Annotated in this window: 19 protein-coding genes and 1 pseudogene; 13 read left to right on the top strand and 7 right to left on the bottom strand. The window is 60.2% G+C overall.

From position 1 onward, the window contains the following. Positions 1–2 precede the first annotated feature (2 nt). The 4 genes from Q4481_RS19185 to Q4481_RS19170 form a co-directional block, all read right to left on the bottom strand. A complete protein-coding gene (locus Q4481_RS19185) occupies positions 3–821 on the bottom strand; it encodes a chromate resistance protein ChrB domain-containing protein (RefSeq protein ID WP_052642660.1) in 819 nt (272 codons plus the stop codon). 257 nt (positions 822–1078) lie between these two features. Continuing rightward, the gene (locus Q4481_RS19180; RefSeq protein WP_304378012.1) at positions 1079–1981 is read right to left on the bottom strand and encodes a plasmid partitioning protein RepB C-terminal domain-containing protein; all 903 of its coding nucleotides are present in this window, start codon (positions 1979–1981) and stop codon (positions 1079–1081) included. Beyond that, a complete protein-coding gene (locus Q4481_RS19175) occupies positions 1978–2865 on the bottom strand; it encodes a plasmid partitioning protein RepB C-terminal domain-containing protein (RefSeq protein WP_304378011.1) in 888 nt (295 codons plus the stop codon). The genes Q4481_RS19180 and Q4481_RS19175 overlap by 4 nt, the downstream gene beginning before the upstream one ends. Beyond that, positions 2862–4418, bottom strand: a complete 1557-nt coding sequence (locus tag Q4481_RS19170) for a recombinase family protein (RefSeq protein ID WP_304378010.1) — start codon at positions 4416–4418, stop codon at positions 2862–2864. The genes Q4481_RS19175 and Q4481_RS19170 overlap by 4 nt, the downstream gene beginning before the upstream one ends. A gap of 61 nt (positions 4419–4479) precedes the next feature. On the opposite strand from Q4481_RS19170, the gene Q4481_RS19165 reads away from it, so the two are divergent. Together Q4481_RS19165 and Q4481_RS19160 are read left to right on the top strand one after the other, a co-directional pair. After that, positions 4480–4887: a hypothetical protein gene (locus Q4481_RS19165; RefSeq protein WP_304378009.1), complete on the top strand. Its 408-nt coding sequence runs from the start codon at positions 4480–4482 to the stop codon at positions 4885–4887. Between the two features lie 177 nt (positions 4888–5064). Next, on the top strand, positions 5065–5886 hold the full coding sequence (locus Q4481_RS19160; protein WP_304378091.1) for a chromate resistance protein ChrB domain-containing protein: 822 nt from the start codon (positions 5065–5067) through the stop codon (positions 5884–5886). 151 nt (positions 5887–6037) lie between these two features. Here the strand turns inward: Q4481_RS19160 and Q4481_RS19155 are convergent, their stop codons facing one another. After that, the gene (locus Q4481_RS19155) at positions 6038–6787 is read right to left on the bottom strand and encodes an SDR family oxidoreductase (RefSeq protein WP_304378008.1); all 750 of its coding nucleotides are present in this window, start codon (positions 6785–6787) and stop codon (positions 6038–6040) included. Positions 6788–6909: 122 nt separating this feature from the next. Next, positions 6910–7824, bottom strand: coding sequence for an AraC family transcriptional regulator (locus tag Q4481_RS19150; protein WP_304378007.1), 915 nt, complete (start codon positions 7822–7824; stop codon positions 6910–6912). Between the two features lie 507 nt (positions 7825–8331). Here Q4481_RS19150 and Q4481_RS24610 point away from each other — a divergent pair. The 8 genes from Q4481_RS24610 to Q4481_RS19120 all read left to right on the top strand — a co-directional run bounded on the left by Q4481_RS24610 (position 8332) and on the right by Q4481_RS19120 (position 16953). Then, positions 8332–8418 carry a potassium-transporting ATPase subunit F gene (locus Q4481_RS24610; protein ID WP_354542329.1) on the top strand — a complete coding sequence of 29 codons (87 nt, stop codon included), beginning with the start codon at positions 8332–8334 and terminating at the stop codon, positions 8416–8418. 21 nt (positions 8419–8439) lie between these two features. Next, complete coding sequence (gene kdpA, locus Q4481_RS19145; RefSeq protein WP_304378006.1) at positions 8440–10146, top strand: potassium-transporting ATPase subunit KdpA; 1707 nt, start codon at positions 8440–8442, stop codon at positions 10144–10146. Positions 10147–10154: 8 nt separating this feature from the next. After that, positions 10155–12197 carry a potassium-transporting ATPase subunit KdpB gene (kdpB, locus tag Q4481_RS19140; RefSeq protein ID WP_377353407.1) on the top strand — a complete coding sequence of 681 codons (2043 nt, stop codon included), beginning with the start codon at positions 10155–10157 and terminating at the stop codon, positions 12195–12197. A gap of 2 nt (positions 12198–12199) precedes the next feature. Beyond that, a complete protein-coding gene (kdpC, locus tag Q4481_RS19135; RefSeq protein ID WP_304378004.1) occupies positions 12200–12775 on the top strand; it encodes a potassium-transporting ATPase subunit KdpC in 576 nt (191 codons plus the stop codon). An 8-nt stretch (positions 12776–12783) separates the two neighbouring features. Next, positions 12784–15477, top strand: a complete 2694-nt coding sequence (locus Q4481_RS19130; RefSeq protein WP_304378003.1) for a DUF4118 domain-containing protein — start codon at positions 12784–12786, stop codon at positions 15475–15477. After that, complete coding sequence (locus Q4481_RS19125) at positions 15474–16163, top strand: response regulator (protein WP_304378002.1); 690 nt, start codon at positions 15474–15476, stop codon at positions 16161–16163. Before Q4481_RS19130 ends, Q4481_RS19125 begins: the two co-directional genes overlap by 4 nt. A 190-nt stretch (positions 16164–16353) precedes the next feature. Next, complete coding sequence (locus Q4481_RS24605; RefSeq protein WP_354542327.1) at positions 16354–16635, top strand: helix-turn-helix domain-containing protein; 282 nt, start codon at positions 16354–16356, stop codon at positions 16633–16635. Between the two features lie 45 nt (positions 16636–16680). Beyond that, entirely contained in the window at positions 16681–16953 is a 273-nt protein-coding gene (locus tag Q4481_RS19120) for a hypothetical protein (RefSeq protein ID WP_304378001.1), read from the top strand. 31 nt (positions 16954–16984) lie between these two features. On the opposite strand, the gene Q4481_RS19115 is transcribed toward Q4481_RS19120, so the two are convergent. After that, the gene (locus tag Q4481_RS19115) at positions 16985–17386 is read right to left on the bottom strand and encodes a hypothetical protein (protein ID WP_304378095.1); all 402 of its coding nucleotides are present in this window, start codon (positions 17384–17386) and stop codon (positions 16985–16987) included. Between the two features lie 194 nt (positions 17387–17580). On the opposite strand from Q4481_RS19115, the gene Q4481_RS19110 reads away from it, so the two are divergent. The 3 genes and pseudogenes from Q4481_RS19110 (at position 17581) to Q4481_RS19100 (ending at position 19700) form a co-directional block, all read left to right on the top strand. Next, positions 17581–18540 (top strand): DUF3991 and toprim domain-containing protein, encoded by a 960-nt coding sequence (locus Q4481_RS19110; RefSeq protein WP_304378000.1) that lies wholly within the window; start codon positions 17581–17583, stop codon positions 18538–18540. A 145-nt stretch (positions 18541–18685) separates the two neighbouring features. After that, positions 18686–19291, top strand: coding sequence for a DUF1419 domain-containing protein (locus Q4481_RS19105; RefSeq protein ID WP_304377999.1), 606 nt, complete (start codon positions 18686–18688; stop codon positions 19289–19291). Positions 19292–19302: 11 nt separating this feature from the next. After that, positions 19303–19700 (top strand): annotated as a pseudogene (locus Q4481_RS19100) (DUF3085 domain-containing protein). Positions 19701–19745 lie beyond the last annotated feature (45 nt).

Here is a 19745-nt window from a genome sequence, read left to right as displayed (position 1 = left end):
GATCAGCCTCCCTTTCTCGCGGAAGGCCAGTCATGCGCCTCCCCCGTCGCATCGCGACACCAGCGATAGAATGCGTCGTAGAGTGTCATGCCAGCCTCAAGCTGTTCGAGGTCGTCATTGAACATGCGCGACAGTCCGAGAGAAGCCGCCAGCAAACCGGCCACCTCGGGCGCCAGATCCGGCCGGGCCGTATCGGCGCCGCGCACGATCGTCGAAAGCCGCAGGAGCGGCGGTGTCGAAAGTCCGAACGCCTCGACCATCACATCGAACGTGCAACGCTCGCCCCGGTGGCTCCAGAGGACATCCTCGATATCGAAGGGCGTGGCACCGAAACGTTCGGCGACGGCGGCGACTTCGCTTGCCGCAACGAACAGGAAGAGAGCGTCCGGATCGACGAAGCGCCGGATCAGCCAGGGGCAGGCGATACGATCGATCTTCGGCCGCGCGCGCGTCACCCAGACGGTTCGCCCCTGAGCATCGCGCTCCGGAATGAGACTGGTCGGCACCAGCGGAAGACCCGCGGCTTGCCACGCCTCAAACCCGCCTTCCAGAACTTCGGCACTGATCCCTTCCGTCCGCAGATAGGCGGCCACGCCATGGCTGAGCTTCTTGCCCTTCTGGCAGATGGTCACGACAGCTTCGCCGGTCACATGCCCCGCCCAGGCTGCGACATCATCATAGGGATGGCGGCGCGAACCGGGGATCAGCCTCGGATCGGCCTGGAAATCGTCGTGCGTGCGCACGTCGATGAGCACCGGAGCACTCGGTGTACCAATAAGGCGGTTTAGCTTTTCGGGTGAAATTTCAAGAAACGACGGCATCGCGCGTCCTCCGTTAGCCGGGTCAATGGACGCGATTCTCTAGCATGACGCCTCGTGGGGTGATCGCGACCCCATGTGAGATTGATTTACAGCAGTTTTGGAGGCTGTCAATTCGTGACTGCCGCATAGTCTCGACAAGATTCTGACTTTCTCATTATCTCCGCTGACAATGATAACGCGGAGGTGAGGGACTGGGTCAGAGGTTCAGATCCCTTCAAGAGCAAATGCTCGGCGTTGACGTTGAACGGAAGGCTGATTCAGTTGGATGTCAACCCAGTCTGGTCTAGGGATGAGGCGACGATGATGGCGCGGAACTCGTCCAGAAACTCCGGGTAGCGCTGAGTGAGAAATCGTTCGATTTCCGCATTCCCGACGAGTTTACTAAGGTATCCCGAAGCCACGACCAAGTGCAGAATATCATCGCCATAGGATTCCTCGATCTGCTTGAAGTCCTGATGGAGTGACGCCATTTCGCGCTCCATACGTGCCATTTGTTCTCTGGTCAGGCCACCGATCTTTTTCGGACGATCCGGTTTTGCAAGATCTTCCTGTTTTGTCGCTGCCAGTAGCGCCTTGGCATAGCTGGAGGTCCAATTGTGCACGGTCAGCATCAGTTCTGCGGACTCGATCTGTCGCATCGGCCTCATTTTTCTCAGCACGTCGAATGTTACCGGGTTAACCGACTTGTCCTTGAGAAGTTCAATCACCTCCGCGCAAATGCCGTCGAGCAGGGTCCGGCGGCGCTTGATCATCGAAATATCCAGGTCGAAGGTTTTTGCCAGCTTCTCTTCGGGGACGCCGCTGTTGAGCGCCTTTATAAGCATGTAATGTTCCTGGACCGTGGCCAGCCGGTTCACACGCTTGTTGTATGTGAAGCCCTCGTCGTCATTCGAGATCAGGCAGCGTATGGTGGCTGCGCCACGGTCAAGCGCGATTGTAAACCGGACGTGGCCATCCAGCAGCATGAACGTATGCCCATTCTCCTCCAATCTGGAAACAACGATGGGTTCGACAATTCCGACCTCCGAGATCGAACTGGCGATCCGTTTGTATTTCACTGTCTTCTTTTGTGCCTCTGTGATGATTTTTCGCGGCAGGATCGCGGTCATGGGTAACTCGACGATTGTCTGTTCGAACGAGATGCGAACCAGCCCGCTCATTGTAGCCTCCCGCTGCCAAGCCGCTCAGCCAAAGGTTTCGGCATGTCCTTGATGGCTTCAGCGCGAAGTAGCGTCGTAAAATGCTCATCATCTATAAGACGGCGCAGGGCATTGACCAGAAACAGCAGACGGCTCTGAGCAAGTGTCGCCTTCTTGATCAACATCTTCTGGCGTTCGGTCTCTTTCTGGTAGGCTCGAACAAGCGCTGCGGCGGTTACCTGCTTTCGTGGACTGTCACCCTTGTAGGCTGCGCCACTCACGGTTTTTCCGGATAGATTGCGCTGCTCGACGATCTTGCGTATCGCAAGCACTTGGTTGCCAGGAATGGACTTTTGCTCATAGGCTTCAGCCAGCGCTTTTTGCACCTCGGCGTCTTTCGCACGCGAGATCTGCATTGCAATGCTTGCGGGAATAATCCCCTTCTCAACACCCGTCAGGAGCCGCTCCTCGCCGTGATCTAGCAGGTAGCAGACTGCATAGACATACTCCTCGGAAAAGTCGGTCTTCGTCGAAATCTCGGTGAGCGAGTATCCCCTGTCGCGCAATGCGGCGATCTCGCGAACCAGTTCCAAAGGTGAATGTTGACGGCGGGCGAGGTTTTCAACCAGGCTCATGACAAAGCAATCTTCAACGCTGGCGTGGACGAGGATCGCGGGGATATGTGTTTGCCCCAGCGCAACGAAAGCCTCCAGTCTCCCTTGGCCACAAACCAGGTCGTATACAGAATTGTCATCCCGTACGCTGACCGTGATTGGCCTCTTCAGTCCTAAATGGGCAATGCTGGTTACGAGCTCGTTGAAAATCTTTTTACTACGAACCCGTGGATTGAGGACATTGATTGCGTCGATCGGGATGGATTTGATTTCGGGTAATCCGTCAGTCATGCCGCCCTCCTAATGGGTACACGTTCTGTAAGCCGAATGAATCGAGAAAGATCTGCACAGCGATAGGTATCAATGCCGATGGCATTATCCTCCGCCACCGCGAGGTTTGCAGAGGTAAAATCGATCTTGGGGAGGAGATAGTAATCGAGGATCTTCTCGTTGCCGGGAGCCATCCTGACAGCAATCGAGAGGTCTGGGTGGAGGCCATTGTCCAGCCGTATCTTCCAACGCAAGCTTCCAGCCGGTGTCTCTATACATCTGCATACGACCACCGACACGGTGAATTCGCCATTGATTGTGAGAAGGTCGGTTGCCGCATCTCGAACAATTCGACCCCCGGCGTGTTCGACGGATGCAATAATTCCGGATATCACCTCGGGGAAGAGATCACGGAGCATCCGGTTGATCTCGACATATCGGTTGTCCCGGTTCGGTGTGTACCCGACCAATTTATAGGCCCGCAGCAAGCCACCAAACCGTGAACCGTAAATCGAACTCGAGGGCATGCCCTCCTGCTCGTCTATAATTATTGCACTCAACTTGCCGCTTCTGAGCAGCAATTGCGCCAATAGTGCCAGCATTTCCTCGTCTCGCAGGCGTATCGTCCGCTCGGCAATAATTACCGCGGCTCTCTGGAAAAGATCCTCGCTGACGATCGGTTGGAAAACACCGCTTGCTCGTATTATGGCGTCAGGTGGGTTTCGGACGCGACGCATCTTCAGCTTGAACGAGATTCGGTTGAAGACATTGTTACCGACGTATTTTTCGTTCGTTAGGACCTGATGCACCGTTCCTCGGGTCCATGGTCTCCCCATATCGGTCAGTGCGCCTTCATAATTCAGTATCTCGGCGATAGAGCGTTCGTTCTGTCCTTTTTCCACGAACAAGCGATAGATTCTGTCGACCACAGCCACCTCCGTTTCGGGACCTGGCACGAGAATGACGCGGTCGGTTTGAATGCTCTTGCGTTCGCCATGGGTAAGCAGGGTCTTCGGCTGACCGCGTTCGTCGATAAGCTGCCGCCGCAATCCAAAGCCAGCCGCCCCACCTTGGCGATAGCCAAGCTCCACAAGATGGCGTTGACCTTCAAAAACTTTACGGGACAGATCTCGGCTATACTCGCCGGCCATCGCGCGCTTCATGTTCTTGATGATTGTTGTCGTCAGGCTGCTGTCATTGACGAATTGCTCAGCACAGTATTCGACGGCAATGCCGGCTCGCGTACACAGATACTCCAAATAGGCCGACTCGTCGGCGTTCTGAAAGCGGCCCCAACGGCTGACATCGTAGACAAGTATGACCGAAAAATCCGTCTGGCCGTTGCTGACGTCCTCGATCAAACTTTGCAGGGCATCCCGGCCATCAAGTTTGAGTCCACTTTTTCCAGAATCAATGTATGTTTTGACAATGACGTAACCGTTTTCGCGCGCGTACTTGGCGATCTCGATGGCTTGGTTTTCAGTCGAATACTTTTGATGATCGGTTGACATGCGGACATACTGTGCCGCCCGCACATTTTGATTCTTGTGTGCCTGATCGCCTGCTCCTGTCATCTATATCGCAGCTTTTTTGAGGCATTTCCCGAGGTCTGATATTAATTCGAGGGGAAACGAAATGTCGCCTACGAACAAGGACCGAAATATTCAGTCCAAAAGGGGAAGAGGATTTCCGCCGTCGTCCGAAGGGCGTTTGGGCGCTGCTGCCTTTGCTTCTGCAATCGCGGCGGCGCTACGAAGCGACTTTGGCGAGGACCGAAGCGCTGTGAAAACAATTGCGGGGTTGACCCTGGCAAACGAGCGCGCGGTCAAAAATTGGTTCAACGGTATCAACGGGCCCAGCGGCGAGTTTCTAATCCTGCTTTGCCGGCATTCAGATATGGTTCTCGAAACTTTTCTTATGCTGGCCGGCCACAGTGAGCTTGTGAAGGTTAAGAAATTCGGAGACGTCAAAACCAAACTTAACGAGATGCTTTTGCTGTTGGGCGATCTCGAGCATCTCAACGACAAACCTACGATCGGCTGACACACAAATGGGCCAACGGTTCGGATCCTTCAACTGGATGATTGTGGGATAGCTGGGCGCTGCTTGCGATTTGACAGCCGAGAAATCTGCTGTAAATGATGCCGCAGGGGGTCGCGATAACCCCACGAGGCGTCATGCTAGAGAATCGCGTCCATCAACCCGTTTAACGGAGGACGCATCAAGCCGTCATTTCTCGAAGTTTCCCCCGATATATTGAACCGCCTCATCGGCACGCCTAGTGCCCCGGTGCTCATCGACGTGCGCACCGACGAAGACTTCCATACAGATCCGAGACTGATCCCCGGCTCGCTGCGCCGCCCTTACGATCAGGTCGCTGCCTGGGCAGGGCGGTTCACGGAACAGCCGATCGTGACCATCTGCCAGAAAGGCAAGAAGCTTAGCCATGGCGTGGCGGCCTATCTGCGCACGCAGGGCACGGCCGCCGAAGTCCTCAAGAACGGCATTGAGGCATGGGTATCCGCAGGTCTCCCTCTGGTCCCCGCCAGTCAATTGCCCGAACGCGACGCGCAAGGGCGAATCGTCTGGGTGACAGGATCACGTCCCAAGATCGACCGCAAAGCCTGTCCATGGCTGATCCGACTTTTTGTCGATCCGGGTGCGGTCTTCCTGTTCGTCGCGCCAGGCGAAGTATCCGCCGTGGCCAATCGCTTCCGCGCAACCCCATTCGATGTCGACGATGTCTTCTGGAGCCACCGGGGCGAGCTATGCACCTTCGATGTGATGATCGAGGAGTTCGGACTTTCGACACCACCGCTCTTGCGCCTGGCAACGATCGTTCGTGGTGCCGATACAGCCCGCCCGGATCTTGCGCCCGAGGTGGCCGGCCTGCTGGCCGCTTCACTCGGACTGTCGCGCATGTTCAACGACGACCTTCAACAGCTTGAGGCTGGAATGACGTTTTACGACGCGTTTTACCGCTGGTGCCGCGATGCGACCTCAGAAACCCATGACTGGCCTGCTGGAAAGAAGGGTGACTGAGATGTCGGACACCGTGGTATCGACAAAACCGCAACGCGGGTCCGCGGAGCGTGGCATTTCATTTAAGGAGGCCTTCAAGGTCTGGCTGCGGATGGCGGCGCTGAGCTTCGGTAGGCCGATGCCGCCTGTATTTGTCACTGGGCGTTTGGCCTCACCCGTTCCGTGCCTCGTAGAGCGCTACAGCATCGGGGCCGCCGGGAAACTGAAGCCGGCCTGACGTATCATGGACGGCATCCCAGACGGCCTCAGCAACATCCGTTTCCTTCGTTGTCATGGCGGGGCGCCCGAAAGCCTCGAAGATTGGCGTTGCAAAACCGGCATAGGCGGGCGGGATCAGATCTTCGATCCGCACATCCGTATTCTGTGCAAAGCGCGTCGTCGGCGCATAGCCCGGTTCCACCAGCTTCGCACGGATATCGAAATAGCCAAGTTCAGGCGCGAGCGAGCCGGTGAAGCCCTCAATGGCCTGCTTGCTGGCGGTGTAAGCGGCAGCAAGGGGCATGGCGGCCAGCGTTACGCTCGACGTCACGTTGACGATCACGCCGGACCGGCGTTCGCGCATCTGCGGAATGACCGCCTGGCACATCGCCATGACGCCGAACGTGTTGGTGGCGAAGACCTTGCGGACATGTGCCATTGGCGTTGCCTCGAATGCGCCGACAAGGCCAATGCCGGCATTATTGACCAGCACATCGATCGGCCCGGCCGCGGCGACGGTTGCAGCAATGCTCTCGTCATTCGTCACGTCAAGCGGCAGGAGACGCAACTTCGGCGAGGCCGGGAAAAGACCTGCGTCGGGGCGGCGCATCGTGGCGATGACATTCCAACCCTTGTCGAGGAAGTGGCGGGCCGTTTCCAGGCCGTAGCCAGAGGATGTGCCGGTAATCAGGATCGTTTGCATGCGAAGCTCCATTCGTTTCGGATGGTTCCTTCATAGCACCGACCCATGAGACGATATATAATTTAATGTCCAAATATAATTTCCAATCGTCCAGAATGGCGCTTTGGGGGCCCGCTTTATGCTCAGGCGTGATCACCGCCGCCGTTGATCCGGGCGAATTGCCCCGGCGGGCAGCCGAGCCGCTTGCGGAAAGCCGTGCTGAACGCGCTGGCGGATTCGTAACCAATCTCGTCGGCGATGCGATCGAGCGTCTTGGCGCCCCGCAGCAATGCGTCTTTTGCAAGAGCCATCCGCCAGCGGGCAAGATATTCGATCGGGCCGCAGCCAAGGACTGCGCCAAAGCGTGCTGCAAAGGCGGAACGCGATTGTCCCGCAATGCGGGCAAGGCTGGCCACCGTCCAGTCGGCACGCACATCAGCATGCATGGCGGCAAGGACCCGCCCCAAAGCCGGATCGCGCAGACCATGGAGCAGACCGGCGCGGTCCTGATCCATTGTGCTTCGTTGCGAGCGGAGTGCCTCGATGAGAAGAACCTCCAGCATACGCTGCAGGATCATGTCCTTGCCCGGCTCTTCGCCACGGCATTCCTCTCCGATGAGATCGATCAGCCGGCCGAGCCGCGCTGATCGTCCCTCTGACGGCGGCACATGGATCATCCGTGGCAACAGGGCGAGCAGCAGCGGCGCATTCGCCGTTTCGATGCGAAACGTGCCGCCCAGCGCTATGAAATCTGCCTCACCCACCAGCTCGCCATGGCGAACCGGCACATCCATCGGCTCCGTCAGCGTTCCATCCACGCCGGGATGACTGCTCAGCGTGAAGGCTGGCGTGGCAGGCAGAAGCAGAAAGGCTCCCGTCTCCAGCTTCAGAGGCGTCTCGCCCTCAAACGTGACCCAGCAAACGCCCTTCAGAACAATGGTGAAACCGGGGGCGTCATGAGCAGCATAGCGCACGGCCCATGCACCCCGACCGGATATGGGTTTGGAGATGGCTGTGTTCGGCCGAAGCAGGGCAATCACATCGCTCAGCGGGTCCATTTGGATGATCCATAGATTATTTTTGGATTACTTTATGGATCGTCCAAGGAGGCGTGTCCAGTGCCCACGGCATGTCCGATCCGGCCTCCCGTCAGGCAAACATGCGGGTTTTATGTGGGAAGGAATCGCACCGCCCTTTGAGAGTTCGGGAGTTCGCGCAATCAGAGCCCGCAACTGGACTTCGACACCGGGGGTTCCATTCTGCCTGGTCCATGGTGATCAGATCGCTCGCTGTTTCCATTCTCCACGTTCAAATCATTGCCAGTTGTTTCGGGGTAGACTTCCAGATCGTTCTTTCGAGCTGTAGCCCAAGCGCGCTTTATTTTTTCCTTATGCCGTCCGGCACCTTCCCAATCGATTCCTGATCCGATTTCGGCCGATGGTCGAGGCATGACCATGCCAAAGGAGTTGGAAATGTCAGACATCATCTATCTGGCGACCGGGCTGTTTGCCTTCGTCGCCTTTGCCGCCTATGCGCGGCTCCTTTATCGCCTGTGAGGGAGTGCCATGCTTGAGATCGTTATCGGCCTCGGCGTCGCGCTTGCGCTCGGCGTCTATCTCATCATCACCCTCGTCCAGCCCGAGCGGTTCTGACGGGCTTTGCAGGAGAAGATCATGACACTGACAGGATGGCTGCAAATCAGCCTTGTCCTCCTGGTCGTCCTTGCGATTGCAAAGCCGCTCGGGATCTATATGGCGCGCATATTCTCAAGCGAGCCTGCGCCGTTCCGGGCGCTCGCGCCCGTGGAGAACGGCCTCTACCGGCTGGCCGGCGTGCATGCCGGCAAGGAGCAGGGCTGGCTGGGCTATACGCTGGCGATGCTCGCCTTCAATGCGGCGGGCTTCGTGCTTCTTTACGGCATCCTGAGGCTTCAGGGCCTGCTGCCCTTCAATCCTCAAGGCTTTGCCGGCCTTCCGGCCGATCTGGCTTTCAACACCGCCGCAAGTTTCGTGACCAACACAAACTGGCAGTCCTATGGCGGCGAGACGACGATGAGCCATTTCAGCCAGATGGCAGGGCTGACCGTGCAGAACTTTCTTTCCGCGGCAACCGGCATCGCCATCGCGGTGGCCGTGACCCGCGCCTTCGTGCGCTCGTCGGCCGCCACTCTCGGCAACTTCTGGATCGACATGACGCGTGCGACACTCTACGTGCTGTTGCCGCTTGCGATCGTGGTTGCCCTGGCATTCGTCGCCCTGGGCCTGCCGCAGACTCTCGCCGGATCGGTCATGGCAACAACGCTGGAAGGTGCCAACCAGACCATCGCGCTCGGCCCCATCGCCAGCCAGGAAGCCATCAAGCAGCTTGGCACCAACGGCGGCGGCTTTCTCAACGTCAATGCGGCGCATCCGTTCGAAAATCCGAGTGCCTGGTCCAACTATCTCAACATCATCTCGATGCTGAGCATCACGCTCGCGCTCCTCTACAGCTTCGGCCAGATGGTTGGTGACCGGCGGCAGGGCTGGGCACTGATCTGGACCGTGATGCTGTTTCTCGTGGTGGGAACGGGCATCGTCTACTGGATGGAAAGTGCCGGCAATCCGGTGCTCACTACCCTCGGCCTTTCCCCCGATCTCGGCAACATGGAAGGCAAGGAAGTGCGGTTCGGTCAGGCAATGACTGCGCTCTATACCGCGGTTACGACCGGCATTTCCAACGGTGGGGTCAACGGCATGCTCGGTTCGTTCACTGGCCTTGGCGGTCTGGTGCCGATGTTCTTCATCCAGCTGGGCGAAGTGCTGCCGGGCGGTGTCGGATCCGGTCTTTACGGGCTGATCGTCTTTGCCGTGCTGGCAGTGTTCGTTGCCGGTCTCATGGTTGGGCGCACACCGGAGTTTCTCGGCAAGAAGATTGAAAGCCGCGAGATGAAGTTCTCGATGCTGGCGGTGCTGATTCTGCCGCTGGTCATTCTTGGGTTCACCGCGATCTCGGCCATTCTGCCGATTGCCCTTGGGTCGATCTCGACCCCTGGCCCGCACGGCCTGTCCGAGATTCTCTATGCCTATACGTCGGCTGCCGGCAATAACGGCTCAGCCTTTGGCGGCCTTTCTGCCAACACGCCCTGGTTCAACACCACGCTTGGGCTCTCCATGCTGCTCGGCCGGTTCGGTTACGCCATACCGGTGCTGGCAATCGCCGGTTCGCTGGCCGCCAAGACCAGGATCGAAGCATCCAAGGGCACGTTCCCGACCACGACGCCGCTGTTTGTCGGCCTGCTGACCGCGATCATCCTCATCATGGGTGGACTGCAGTTTTTCCCGGCGCTCGCGCTCGGACCGATCGTCGAACACATCGCCATGCTGTCCGGCCAGACTTTCTGAAGGAAACGATCATGACCAAGAGAGTAACGACGCATCTTTTCGACCGGGCCATCGTCGTGCCCGCGATCGGCGAGGCATTCGTAAAGCTCGATCCGCAGCGGCTTTACAAGAACCCGGTGATCTTCGTGACCGAGGTGATCGCCGTGCTGGTGACCCTTTCGTTCCTTCGCGACCTGTTCACCGATCCATTAACCGCGCTGTTTTCCGGCCAGATCGCAGCCTGGCTCTGGTTCACGGTCCTGTTTGCGACCTTCGCCGAAGCCGTGGCCGAGGGCCGTGGCAAGGCGCAGGCAGAAAGCCTCAAACGAGCCAAGACGGACCTGATGGCCTACCGGCTGCCCAAAGATGATTCAGGCCTTGATGAGGTCGTGCCCGCGGCAAGCCTCAAGGTTGGCGATGTCGTTCTGGTCGAAGCCGGCCAGCTGATACCGGGCGACGGCGAGGTCATCGAAGGGATTGCCTCGGTCAATGAAAGCGCCATTACCGGCGAATCCGCCCCGGTGATCCGGGAGGCCGGCGGTGACCGTTCGGCGGTTACCGGCGGCACGCAGGTTCTGTCGGATTCCATCAAGGTCAGGATCACGGTGCCGCCGGGCGGTACGTTCCTTGACCGGATGATTTCACTTATCGAGGGCGCCGAGCGCCAGCGGACACCCAACGAGATCGCGCTTTCGATTCTCCTTTCGGGCCTCACACTCATCTTCCTGATTGCCGTGGTCACCCTCGGCGGACTTGCCGCCTATTCCGGCACCGTGCTTTCGGTCACCGTGCTGTCGGCGCTGCTGGTCACGCTCATTCCGACCACCATCGGCGGGTTGTTGTCGGCGATCGGCATTGCCGGCATGGACAGGCTTGTCCGCTTCAATGTGATCGCGATCTCGGGGCGGGCCGTCGAGGCCGCCGGTGACGTCGATACGCTCCTGCTCGACAAGACCGGGACGATCACCTTCGGCAACCGAATGGCGACGGATTTCCTGCCGCTTCCGGGCATCGAGGCGAGGGAACTGGCCGAGGCGGCTCTGCTGTCGAGCCTCGCCGACGAAACCCCCGAAGGCCGCTCCATCGTTGCCCTGGCAAGAAGCGATTATGGCCTAGACACCACCGATGGCACCGTCGATGCGGTTATTCCCTTCGCGGCCGAAACCCGTATTTCCGGCGTGGATGTCGGCGGGCGCAGGTTGCGCAAGGGCGCCGTGGATTCCATTCTCCGTTTCGCCGGCACCCTTTCCGGTCAGGCACCGCAAGCGTTCCAGTCGACGGTCGAGAAGATTGCCCGGACGGGGGGCACGCCGCTCGCGGTTGCCGATGGTGACCGTATTCTGGGCGTCATCCATCTGAAAGACGTCGTCAAGCCGGGCATCAAGGAACGGTTCGCCGAACTTCGCGCCATGGGTATCCGCACCGTCATGGTCACCGGCGACAACCCGGTCACCGCGGCCGCGATTGCGTCGGAAGCTGGTGTCGACGATTTTCTCGCCGAGGCGACGCCCGAGCAGAAGCTTGCCTATATTCGCGACGCCCAGAAGGGCGGGCGGCTGATCGCCATGTGCGGCGATGGCACAAATGATGCGCCGGCGCTCGCCCAGGCCGATGTCGGGGTTGCCATGCAGACCGGCACCCAGGCTGCACGCGAGGCCGCCAACATGGTGGATCTCGATTCATCGCCCACCAAGCTCATCGAAATCGTCGAGATCGGCAAGCAGCTGCTGATGACCCGGGGAGCGCTGACGACATTTTCGATCGCCAACGACGTGGCGAAATATTTCGCCATCATCCCGGCACTCTTCATCGCCACCTATCCGGGGCTGCAGGCGCTCAACCTCATGGGACTGGGATCGCCGCGATCGGCAATCCTGTCGGCCGTGATCTTCAACGCGCTGATCATCATCGCGCTGATCCCGCTGTCGCTCAAGGGTGTGCGCTATCGGCCCGCCGGTGCCTCGTCGCTGCTTCGCCGCAACCTCGCCATCTATGGGCTCGGCGGTCTCATCCTGCCTTTCGCCGGCATCAAGGCCGTCGATTTCCTCGTCAACCTCGCCAATCTGGTGTGATCATGCTTGCCAATTTCAGACCGGCAGTCGTTCTGCTTCTTCTCTTCACCGCGCTTACCGGGCTTGCCTATCCGCTGGGCATCACCGCCGTTGCTGCCATCACGCTTGCCGACAAGGCTTCCGGCAGCATGATCCGGAACGGCGACAGGGTCATCGGCTCGCGCCTCATCGGCCAGCAGTTCCAGTCGGATCGCTATTTCTGGCCGCGCCCGTCCGCCACCGCGGAGGTGGCCTACAATGCCGGGGCCTCGTCAGGTACCAATCTCGGACCGACATCGGCCAAGCTGCGAGATATGGTGGCAGCGGCAGTCAGGCATATCGGTGAAGCCGGTATCGACGGTCCCATACCCGCCGACGCCGTCACGGCCTCCGGCTCCGGGCTGGATCCCGATATCTCGCCCGCATTCGCCCAGCGCCAGATAGCGCGCGTGGCCAAGGCGCGCGGCCTTGATCCTGATCAGGTGGCCTCGCTTGTCGATGACCAGACCGCGTTGCCCTGGCTTGGCCTCTTCGGCGAGCCGCGGGTCAACGTGCTTGCCCTGAACATCGCACTCGATTCGCTCGAGCCTCAGGGCTAAGAAGAAGCATGAGCGGCCGCGATCGAGACCATGATACCAGACCAGACCCCGATGCACTCCTGGCATTGGCAGGCCAGGACCATCGCGGCCGCCTGACGATCTTTCTCGGTGCAGCCCCGGGCGTCGGCAAGACCTACGCGATGCTGGCGCGGGCCCGGCGGCTTCGGGCCGATGGTGTCGACATCGTCATCGGCCTGGTGGAAACCCATGGCCGGGCCGAGACGGCCGATCTTTTGGCGGGCCTTCCGCTGCTTGCCCGCCGTCCCATCGAATACAATGGCCGCACGATCGACGAATTCGATATCGATGCGGCCCTGGCACGCAAGCCCGCGATAATCGTGGTGGACGAACTGGCGCACACCAATGCGCCGGATTGCCGCCATCCCAAACGCTACCAGGATATAGAGGAACTTGTCGAAGCGGGCATCGACGTCTGGACCGCGCTCAATATCCAGCATCTCGAGAGCTTGTCGGATGTGGTTTCCCAGATCACGGGCGTCACGGTTCGCGAGACCGTCCCGGACAGCATTCTGGCCGAAGCCGACGAGGTTGTTCTGATCGACCTGCCGCCTGCCGAACTGATCGAACGGCTCAATCAGGGCAAGATCTACCTGCCGGCCAATGCTGCGCGGGCCACCGAAAAATTCTTCAGGCTTGGCAATCTGACCGCTCTCAGGGAACTGGCGCTCAGGCGGACCGCCAGCCGGGTCGATGACCAGATGGTCGACTATCTCCGGCAGAATGCCATCGATGGGCCCTGGCAATCGGGCGAGCGGCTCGCGGTCGGTATCGCTGCCGATGGGCTGGCCGAACGCGTTGTTCGTGCTGCGAGCCGGCTGGCGATCGGGCTCAATGCGCCCTGGACGGTGGTGCATGTCGACCGACCCGACCAGACACAGGACGACCAGGCCCTGAAAGAGGTGGATGAGGCCTTCCGGCTTGCCGAACGTCTGGGGGCGGAAACCCGGCGCCTGACGGGAAACGATTTCGTGGCCGAGATCCTCAAACTGGCGCGACGTGCGCATGTGACCCAGATCGTCATTGGCCGGGCAAGGCAACGCCTTGCCTTGCGGCTGTTTCGACCGTCCTTTGCCAAGGCCCTGATCCGCCAGGCGCAGGGGCTCGATGTTCATCTCGTCACAGCGGAGGGAGCGCCTTCGGTCCCCCGGATGCCGAAAGCGGGTGGTCCCTGGTGGCACCATTGGCGGGATGCCATTCCCGCCCTTGCAAGTGTCACGCTCGCGACGCTGACCGGGCTGATCCTCAACTCCTTCCTGCCGCTGCCGAATGTCTCGCTGCTGTATCTGCTGGCGGTCGTCGTTTCGGCCATCCGGGGCGGCTATCGCAGTGCTTTCCTGGCTGCGGTTCTTTCAGCGCTCGCCTATAATTTCAGTTTCATCGAGCCGGTCGGCACGCTCACCATCGCCCAGCCACATGAAGTGTTTGCCTTCTTCATCTTCATCGCCGCAGCACTTCTGGCGGGTGGCATTGCATCGCGCATCAGGGAGCAGGCCAAGAGCGCCAGCGCACGAGCCCGCGTGACGGCAAACCTCTATGACCTCTCAAGCAAGCTTTCGGCCACCGCGCGCGGTGACGATGTCGTGTTGGCCGCCGTTTCGCATCTCAATGAGGCGCTCACGCGACAGATCCTGTTTCTTGAAAAGGTTGACGGCGAACTTCAACTCACCGCCAGCTGGCCGCCGGATCATGTGGCGGAGGTGATTGATCTGGCGGCTGCACGCTGGGCCTATGACAAGAACGAACCGGCGGGCGCCGGCACGGGAACCCTGCCTTCGAGCGCCTATCAGTTTCGTCCGCTCAAGAGCCCCCAGGGCGTCATCGGCGTTTGCGGCTTCCGCCTCGACAAGCGCCCGCTCGATGGTGTCGAGGAACGGGTGCTGGGAGCCGTGCTTCACCAGGTCGCGATCGCCATCGACCGCGCGCAGCTTTCCAAGGCGGCGATGGAGCAGGCCAGACGCCAGGCTGCCGATCGTTTCCAGACGGCACTCCTGTCCTCGATCTCGCACGATCTCAGAACGCCGCTCGCCACCATTACTGGTTCGGTTTCGACGCTGCGCACATTCGGCGACAAGATGCCGCCTGAAGCGCGCGATGATCTGCTGGCCGTGGTGGAGGAAGACAGCGAACGGCTGGCGCGGTTCGTCGGCAACCTGCTCGACATGACGCGGATCGAGGCCGGGACGGTCGACCCCAGAAAGGAATGGGTTGACCTGAAGGATGTGGTTCGCGAGACAGTCGGGCGTGCGGTGCGCTATTTCCCCGATGCCGTCATCGAAACGAGCCTGGCGCCGGATCTGCCGATGATCAAGGGCGATAGCGTGCTTCTGGGGCAGGTTCTGTTCAACCTGATCGACAATGCCCTCAAATATGGTGGCAAGGAACCTGTGAGTGTCTATGCGCGCCGGGACGGTAACGATGTTACCATTTCTGTGACCGATCTCGGCAAGGGCATTGCCGAAAAAGATCTGGAACGCATCTTCGAGAAGTTCTTCCGGCGCGGGGCGAAGGCCGATGGCCGCAAGCCGGGCACCGGATTGGGGCTTGCGATCGCCCGCGGTTTCGTTGAAGCCATGGGTGGGCATATTCATGCGGAAAGCCCGGCGATCAAGAAGCGCGGAACGCGTGTCGTGATGCGCTTTCCGGTGCCCGAGCAACCCAGAACGGAGGATCTCGACAAGTGAGTGGCGAACGTGTCCTGGTCGTCGACGACGAGAGGCAAATCCTGCGGTTCCTGAGGCCGGCGCTCGATGCGGCGGGCTATGATGTGGTGGAGGCCGAAACCGGAGCCGATGCCCTGCGGATGGCGACAACCAGCGCGCCCGACATCGTGATCCTCGATCTCGGGCTCCCCGATATGGATGGCAAGGAGGTTGTGTCGCGTCTCCGGGCCTGGTCGACCATTCCGATCATCATCCTTTCCGCCCGCGACCGCGAGAGCGAGAAGATTGCGGCACTGGATATCGGCGCTGACGATTACATCGAAAAGCCGTTCGGCATCGGGGAACTGACCGCCCGCATGCGGGCCGCCCTTCGCCACAGCCTTGGCAAGGATGCCGTGCGCGAGAGGATCGCCACAGACGGGCTGACCATCGATTTCGTCCATCGCCTGGTCGAGCGCGACGGCCAGCCGATCCGGCTGACGCCGAAGGAATATGATCTTCTTGCGCTTCTCGCCAAACAGGCCGGCAAGGTGGTCACCCACAAGATGTTGCTGACATCGGTCTGGGGACCGGCGCATGCCGAAGACCTGCATTATCTCAGGGTCTTCATCGGTCAATTGCGCGCAAAGATCGAACGTGACCCGGCTAACCCCAGGATCATCGGTACCGAACCCGGCGTGGGATACCGGTTTGTGGAAATCGATTGAGATCGGGATTGGACATTCATCCTATGATCTCGCCTTGCTGGGACAAATGTCTTGAGAGGGGCGCGACGCGACACCGCCCTGCATATCAGGGTTCGTTGCTCAGGCGTCCGGTTTGGCGCTCGACAGGACAACGGAAGCATATCGAACGTTCTGGGATTAGTTTGAGCATTCGTCGGGCTGGATATCTCTTGTGAGATATCCGATAATCCGCGGATCAGCTTGCCCGCTGCGGCAAGCTGATCTGGTCCCTGACTCGGCTGGAAAGCATGGCAATCGCCGAAGCTACACCGCCTCCTGGGACATTATCGAACGAATTCAAGAAACACTGAAAGATGCCGACTTCAATATCTCGGAGGCTGCTCGGCGCCTTGGCGTGGATCGTGTCCCGGCGAGTGGTGTAGTTTCGTCGCTCGCCATGCCTTCCGGACGGAGATCTATCGCTGGGAAGCCGATCGTCCCATTCATTATCTGACGGCACTCGACCGGTATCGGGCGCGCTGAAATCGGATGGTGCAAGATGATCGGATTCCTGCGGCAATGGATCGAACGCCGCCGAGAACTCCGCCGCTGTTGGCAGGAAGACGCCAAGCGACTGGCCGCAACGGACCCGGTTGGTGCCTACTACGAGGCGCAGCGAAGAGCCGCCCTCAGCCGAGCACAAGGGAATGCCGGTGAATGCTTGCATTGGGCCAAGGTTGCCAGCGAAGTCGCCCGCATCGACCTGCGTGCCGAGATGCACTTCGAGGTCGTCAAGGCGATTGCCGATCAGGAAAGCGCCGGTCGTCGCTGAACACCTGCACAGTGTGTGTCGGAATACATGCCTAATTGACGCTGTAGCTATGGTGCAGGTGAAGACCTGTGCCGAACATTGCCTGGCCCTCCGAAGCAAACCAATCCCGCGCTTCATTGATGGCGTCCTGGACCAAGTCCGGATCTCCGTCGATCAACCCTCTGTCGGGGTCGGCTAGCAAGCTGCCGTCGCTCGGCTTTGCCTTCGCGATGATCGCGACCGTCCCCGGTCCTTTGAGGAGCCATCGAGCGGGATCGGCCCGCTCCGGACGGAGGTTTCTCACATGGCACAGGATCTTGCACTCGCTCAACGTCACGCTTTCGCGCTCGCCCGCACCCTGATGGTTCCGGTCACGCTTTTCAGGTCCGGAAACGAGTTCGGCGTCCTTCCGAGCGACGAACTCGATGACGAAGACGATCTGGAGATCGTCCACGAATACATTCCAGGCGGGTCTCATTGAGACCCTTTTCCTCTTTCAGGTGCCGCTTGCGAGCGGCAGGCGGCAAGGGAAGCTTCGCCGCGCCCTTGCCGCCTTTGCTCTTCGCGGACCGCCGGAAGTGGCCCCGCAAACTGCGGGAAGAACAGAATCCTTAAAAAAGGGCGGACGCGAGAGCGCCGGTAAGAAGTATGGAGAAAAAAGAACTGGAGGACCTGCGAAACGGGGTGTCGTGTACCGCCGTGCTGGAGCAGGCCAGTTTTGCGGTCGACGTGAAAGAAAGCACGCGCAAAGCGATCAAATATCGGCGCGGAGCCGAGATTGTCATCGTCATCCATGAGGGAAAGGGATGGTTCGATCCGCTGTCCGACGCCAAAGGTGATGTCTTCAGTCTCGTCGAGCACCTCGATGGCGTATCTTTCGTCGAAGCGCTCGACCAAGTCGCTGCATTGGTCGGGTTTGTTGCCAAAGAGCCGGTCTGGACCCGTCCCGCTCGCAAGTCCGCATCGCACAGTTCCATTCCGGAACGATGGGAACGGCGCCGCAAACCGTGGCGCGAATCGATGACGTGGCGCTATCTGCGCGACGGACGCTGCCTGCCGGAGACCATCGTTCGAGCCGCCCTCGAAAGCGATGCGTTGCGCGAAGGTCCCTACGGCAGCATGTGGGCGGCGCATAACGATGACTATGGCGCCGTCACAGGCTGGGAGGAGCGCGGCCCCGACTGGCGCGGCTTCTCGACCGGAGGGTCGAAGGTTCTGTTCCGCCTCGGCTCCCTTGATGCTCCGCGTCTGTGCGTCACCGAGGCGGCGATCGACGCCATGAGCCTGGCCGCGTTCGAAGGCTTGCGAGAGGGGAGCCTCTATCTCAGCACGGGCGGGGGATGGTCGACGACGACCGAAGCCGCGGTCCGCGTGCTCGCCGCACGTCCCGGCGCTGAGCTCGTCGCCGCCACGGATGCCAACAGCCAGGGCGAGACCTTCGCCGGCCGCCTGCGCGACATCGCCGAAGATGCCGGCTGCAACTGGTTCCGCCTGACACCGCCGGCCGAGGACTGGAATGATGCATTGCAGGAGAGAAGAGGGCAAGAAAAGGAAAAGAGGGAGAGCAGGAGAGGCCTGCCGCATGCCCGCCGGCCGCGTCAAGGGTGAAGCTTCGCCCGGCTGAAGCCGGCCCTTGACCCCGCCGGACGGAGAGGCGGCCGCGGGGGAGGGGTCAGGAAGGGCTGAAGAGAAGATGGCGCCATCGCAAGGATGCGCTGCGCGTCCCTCCCGACGAGGCTGAAAGGAGCCCATCATGAACCTCTCTCCCATCCGCAAGGTATTCCAGGGTGTCGCCGACCGGCACCAGATGTTCCGCATGTTCGACCGCCATGCCCAACGCCCGAACCGGTGGGAGAACGATGACAGTGGTGCGCTCTATCGCGGCGAATGGTTCGAGATTGGCGAGGCATCCCACGATTACATGTTCGAGATCCTGCCGCCGCTCTGGATGCGCGGCGACATGTTCGCCATGCGCGAATTCCTGACTGGCTCGATCACCAGCATCTTTTTCACGTTGTCGATCGACGGGCGCATCCGGCACTTCCACGGCTATTGCGACCTCGCCGACAGGGGTTCGCCCGAACGCATGCGCGAAGCCATCGTCGAGCGTGAATCCCGCCCCGTCCGGGCGATGACGCGCCAGGAGCGTCTCGAACATATCTGGAGCAGCACGGCGGACGATTATCGCGGCTATACCGGCGGGCGTTGGCCAGAGGCTGATCGCGGCAAGCGCACGGTGATGTTCTTCGCCAGTCCAGGCGGCACCACATGCAAGCTGCTAGGCGACCTGACGGACGTGGAGATCGCGGCCAAGCTGCCGGTACATCTGCGTTACCTGCCCGACGCGCTCGCGGCGTGACGGAGGGCGACATGTTCACTTTCTCCCTCACGGACATTTGCGCCGTTCTGGCGCGTGGCCGTGCCGACGCGGCCGCAAACGGCGGCTTTCGGATTCCGTATCAGGGAATATCCCCTGAAGCCGAGGCCAGAGCCGGCCTGTGGCTGGTCGGTGACGAGTGCGTCTACGTTCTCTCGAACGGAAAACTCGCCGAGGTACAACGTCCACTCGTCATCTATGCCGAAGAATGCGATCCGAAGACCAACCCGGATTACTGGCACTACAAGCGCCGATATTTCGGGGGGATGACGGGGTCGAATTCATCGACGCCGTCGAACTCGAAAAGCTCGTGGCGGCTCAGCCCGACGCGACGCATCTGCGGATCGTGATGGACCACACTTCCATATCCATCAGCCTGATCCGCCGCTGACGCGCGCATCCTTCCAACACCCTCGCGACCGCCCGCAACCTCACT

The organism is Fluviirhizobium alvei (assembly GCF_030551875.1).
Classification (GTDB): domain Bacteria; phylum Pseudomonadota; class Alphaproteobacteria; order Rhizobiales; family Rhizobiaceae; genus Rhizobium_E; species Rhizobium_E alvei.
The sequence above is the reverse complement of the archived record's forward strand: the minus strand, read 5'-3'. Positions and strand labels throughout refer to the sequence as shown.

Excerpts from the sequence above, each read along its gene's own strand:
- Q4481_RS19185 (WP_052642660.1), bottom strand. The coding sequence starts at position 821 with ATGCCGTCGTTTCTTGAAATTTCACCCGAAAAGCTAAACCGCCTTATT.
- Q4481_RS19180 (WP_304378012.1), bottom strand. The coding sequence starts at position 1,981 with ATGAGCGGGCTGGTTCGCATCTCGTTCGAACAGACAATCGTCGAGTTA.
- Q4481_RS19175 (WP_304378011.1), bottom strand. The coding sequence starts at position 2,865 with ATGACTGACGGATTACCCGAAATCAAATCCATCCCGATCGACGCAATC.
- Q4481_RS19170 (WP_304378010.1), bottom strand. The coding sequence starts at position 4,418 with ATGACAGGAGCAGGCGATCAGGCACACAAGAATCAAAATGTGCGGGCG.
- Q4481_RS19165 (WP_304378009.1), top strand. The coding sequence starts at position 4,480 with ATGTCGCCTACGAACAAGGACCGAAATATTCAGTCCAAAAGGGGAAGA.
- Q4481_RS19155 (WP_304378008.1), bottom strand. The coding sequence starts at position 6,787 with ATGCAAACGATCCTGATTACCGGCACATCCTCTGGCTACGGCCTGGAA.
- Q4481_RS19150 (WP_304378007.1), bottom strand. The coding sequence starts at position 7,824 with ATGGACCCGCTGAGCGATGTGATTGCCCTGCTTCGGCCGAACACAGCC.
- Q4481_RS24610 (WP_354542329.1), top strand. The coding sequence starts at position 8,332 with ATGCTTGAGATCGTTATCGGCCTCGGCGTCGCGCTTGCGCTCGGCGTC.
- kdpA (WP_304378006.1), top strand. The coding sequence starts at position 8,440 with ATGACACTGACAGGATGGCTGCAAATCAGCCTTGTCCTCCTGGTCGTC.
- kdpC (WP_304378004.1), top strand. The coding sequence starts at position 12,200 with ATGCTTGCCAATTTCAGACCGGCAGTCGTTCTGCTTCTTCTCTTCACC.
- Q4481_RS19130 (WP_304378003.1), top strand. The coding sequence starts at position 12,784 with ATGAGCGGCCGCGATCGAGACCATGATACCAGACCAGACCCCGATGCA.
- Q4481_RS19120 (WP_304378001.1), top strand. The coding sequence starts at position 16,681 with ATGATCGGATTCCTGCGGCAATGGATCGAACGCCGCCGAGAACTCCGC.
- Q4481_RS19110 (WP_304378000.1), top strand. The coding sequence starts at position 17,581 with ATGGAGAAAAAAGAACTGGAGGACCTGCGAAACGGGGTGTCGTGTACC.
- Q4481_RS19105 (WP_304377999.1), top strand. The coding sequence starts at position 18,686 with ATGAACCTCTCTCCCATCCGCAAGGTATTCCAGGGTGTCGCCGACCGG.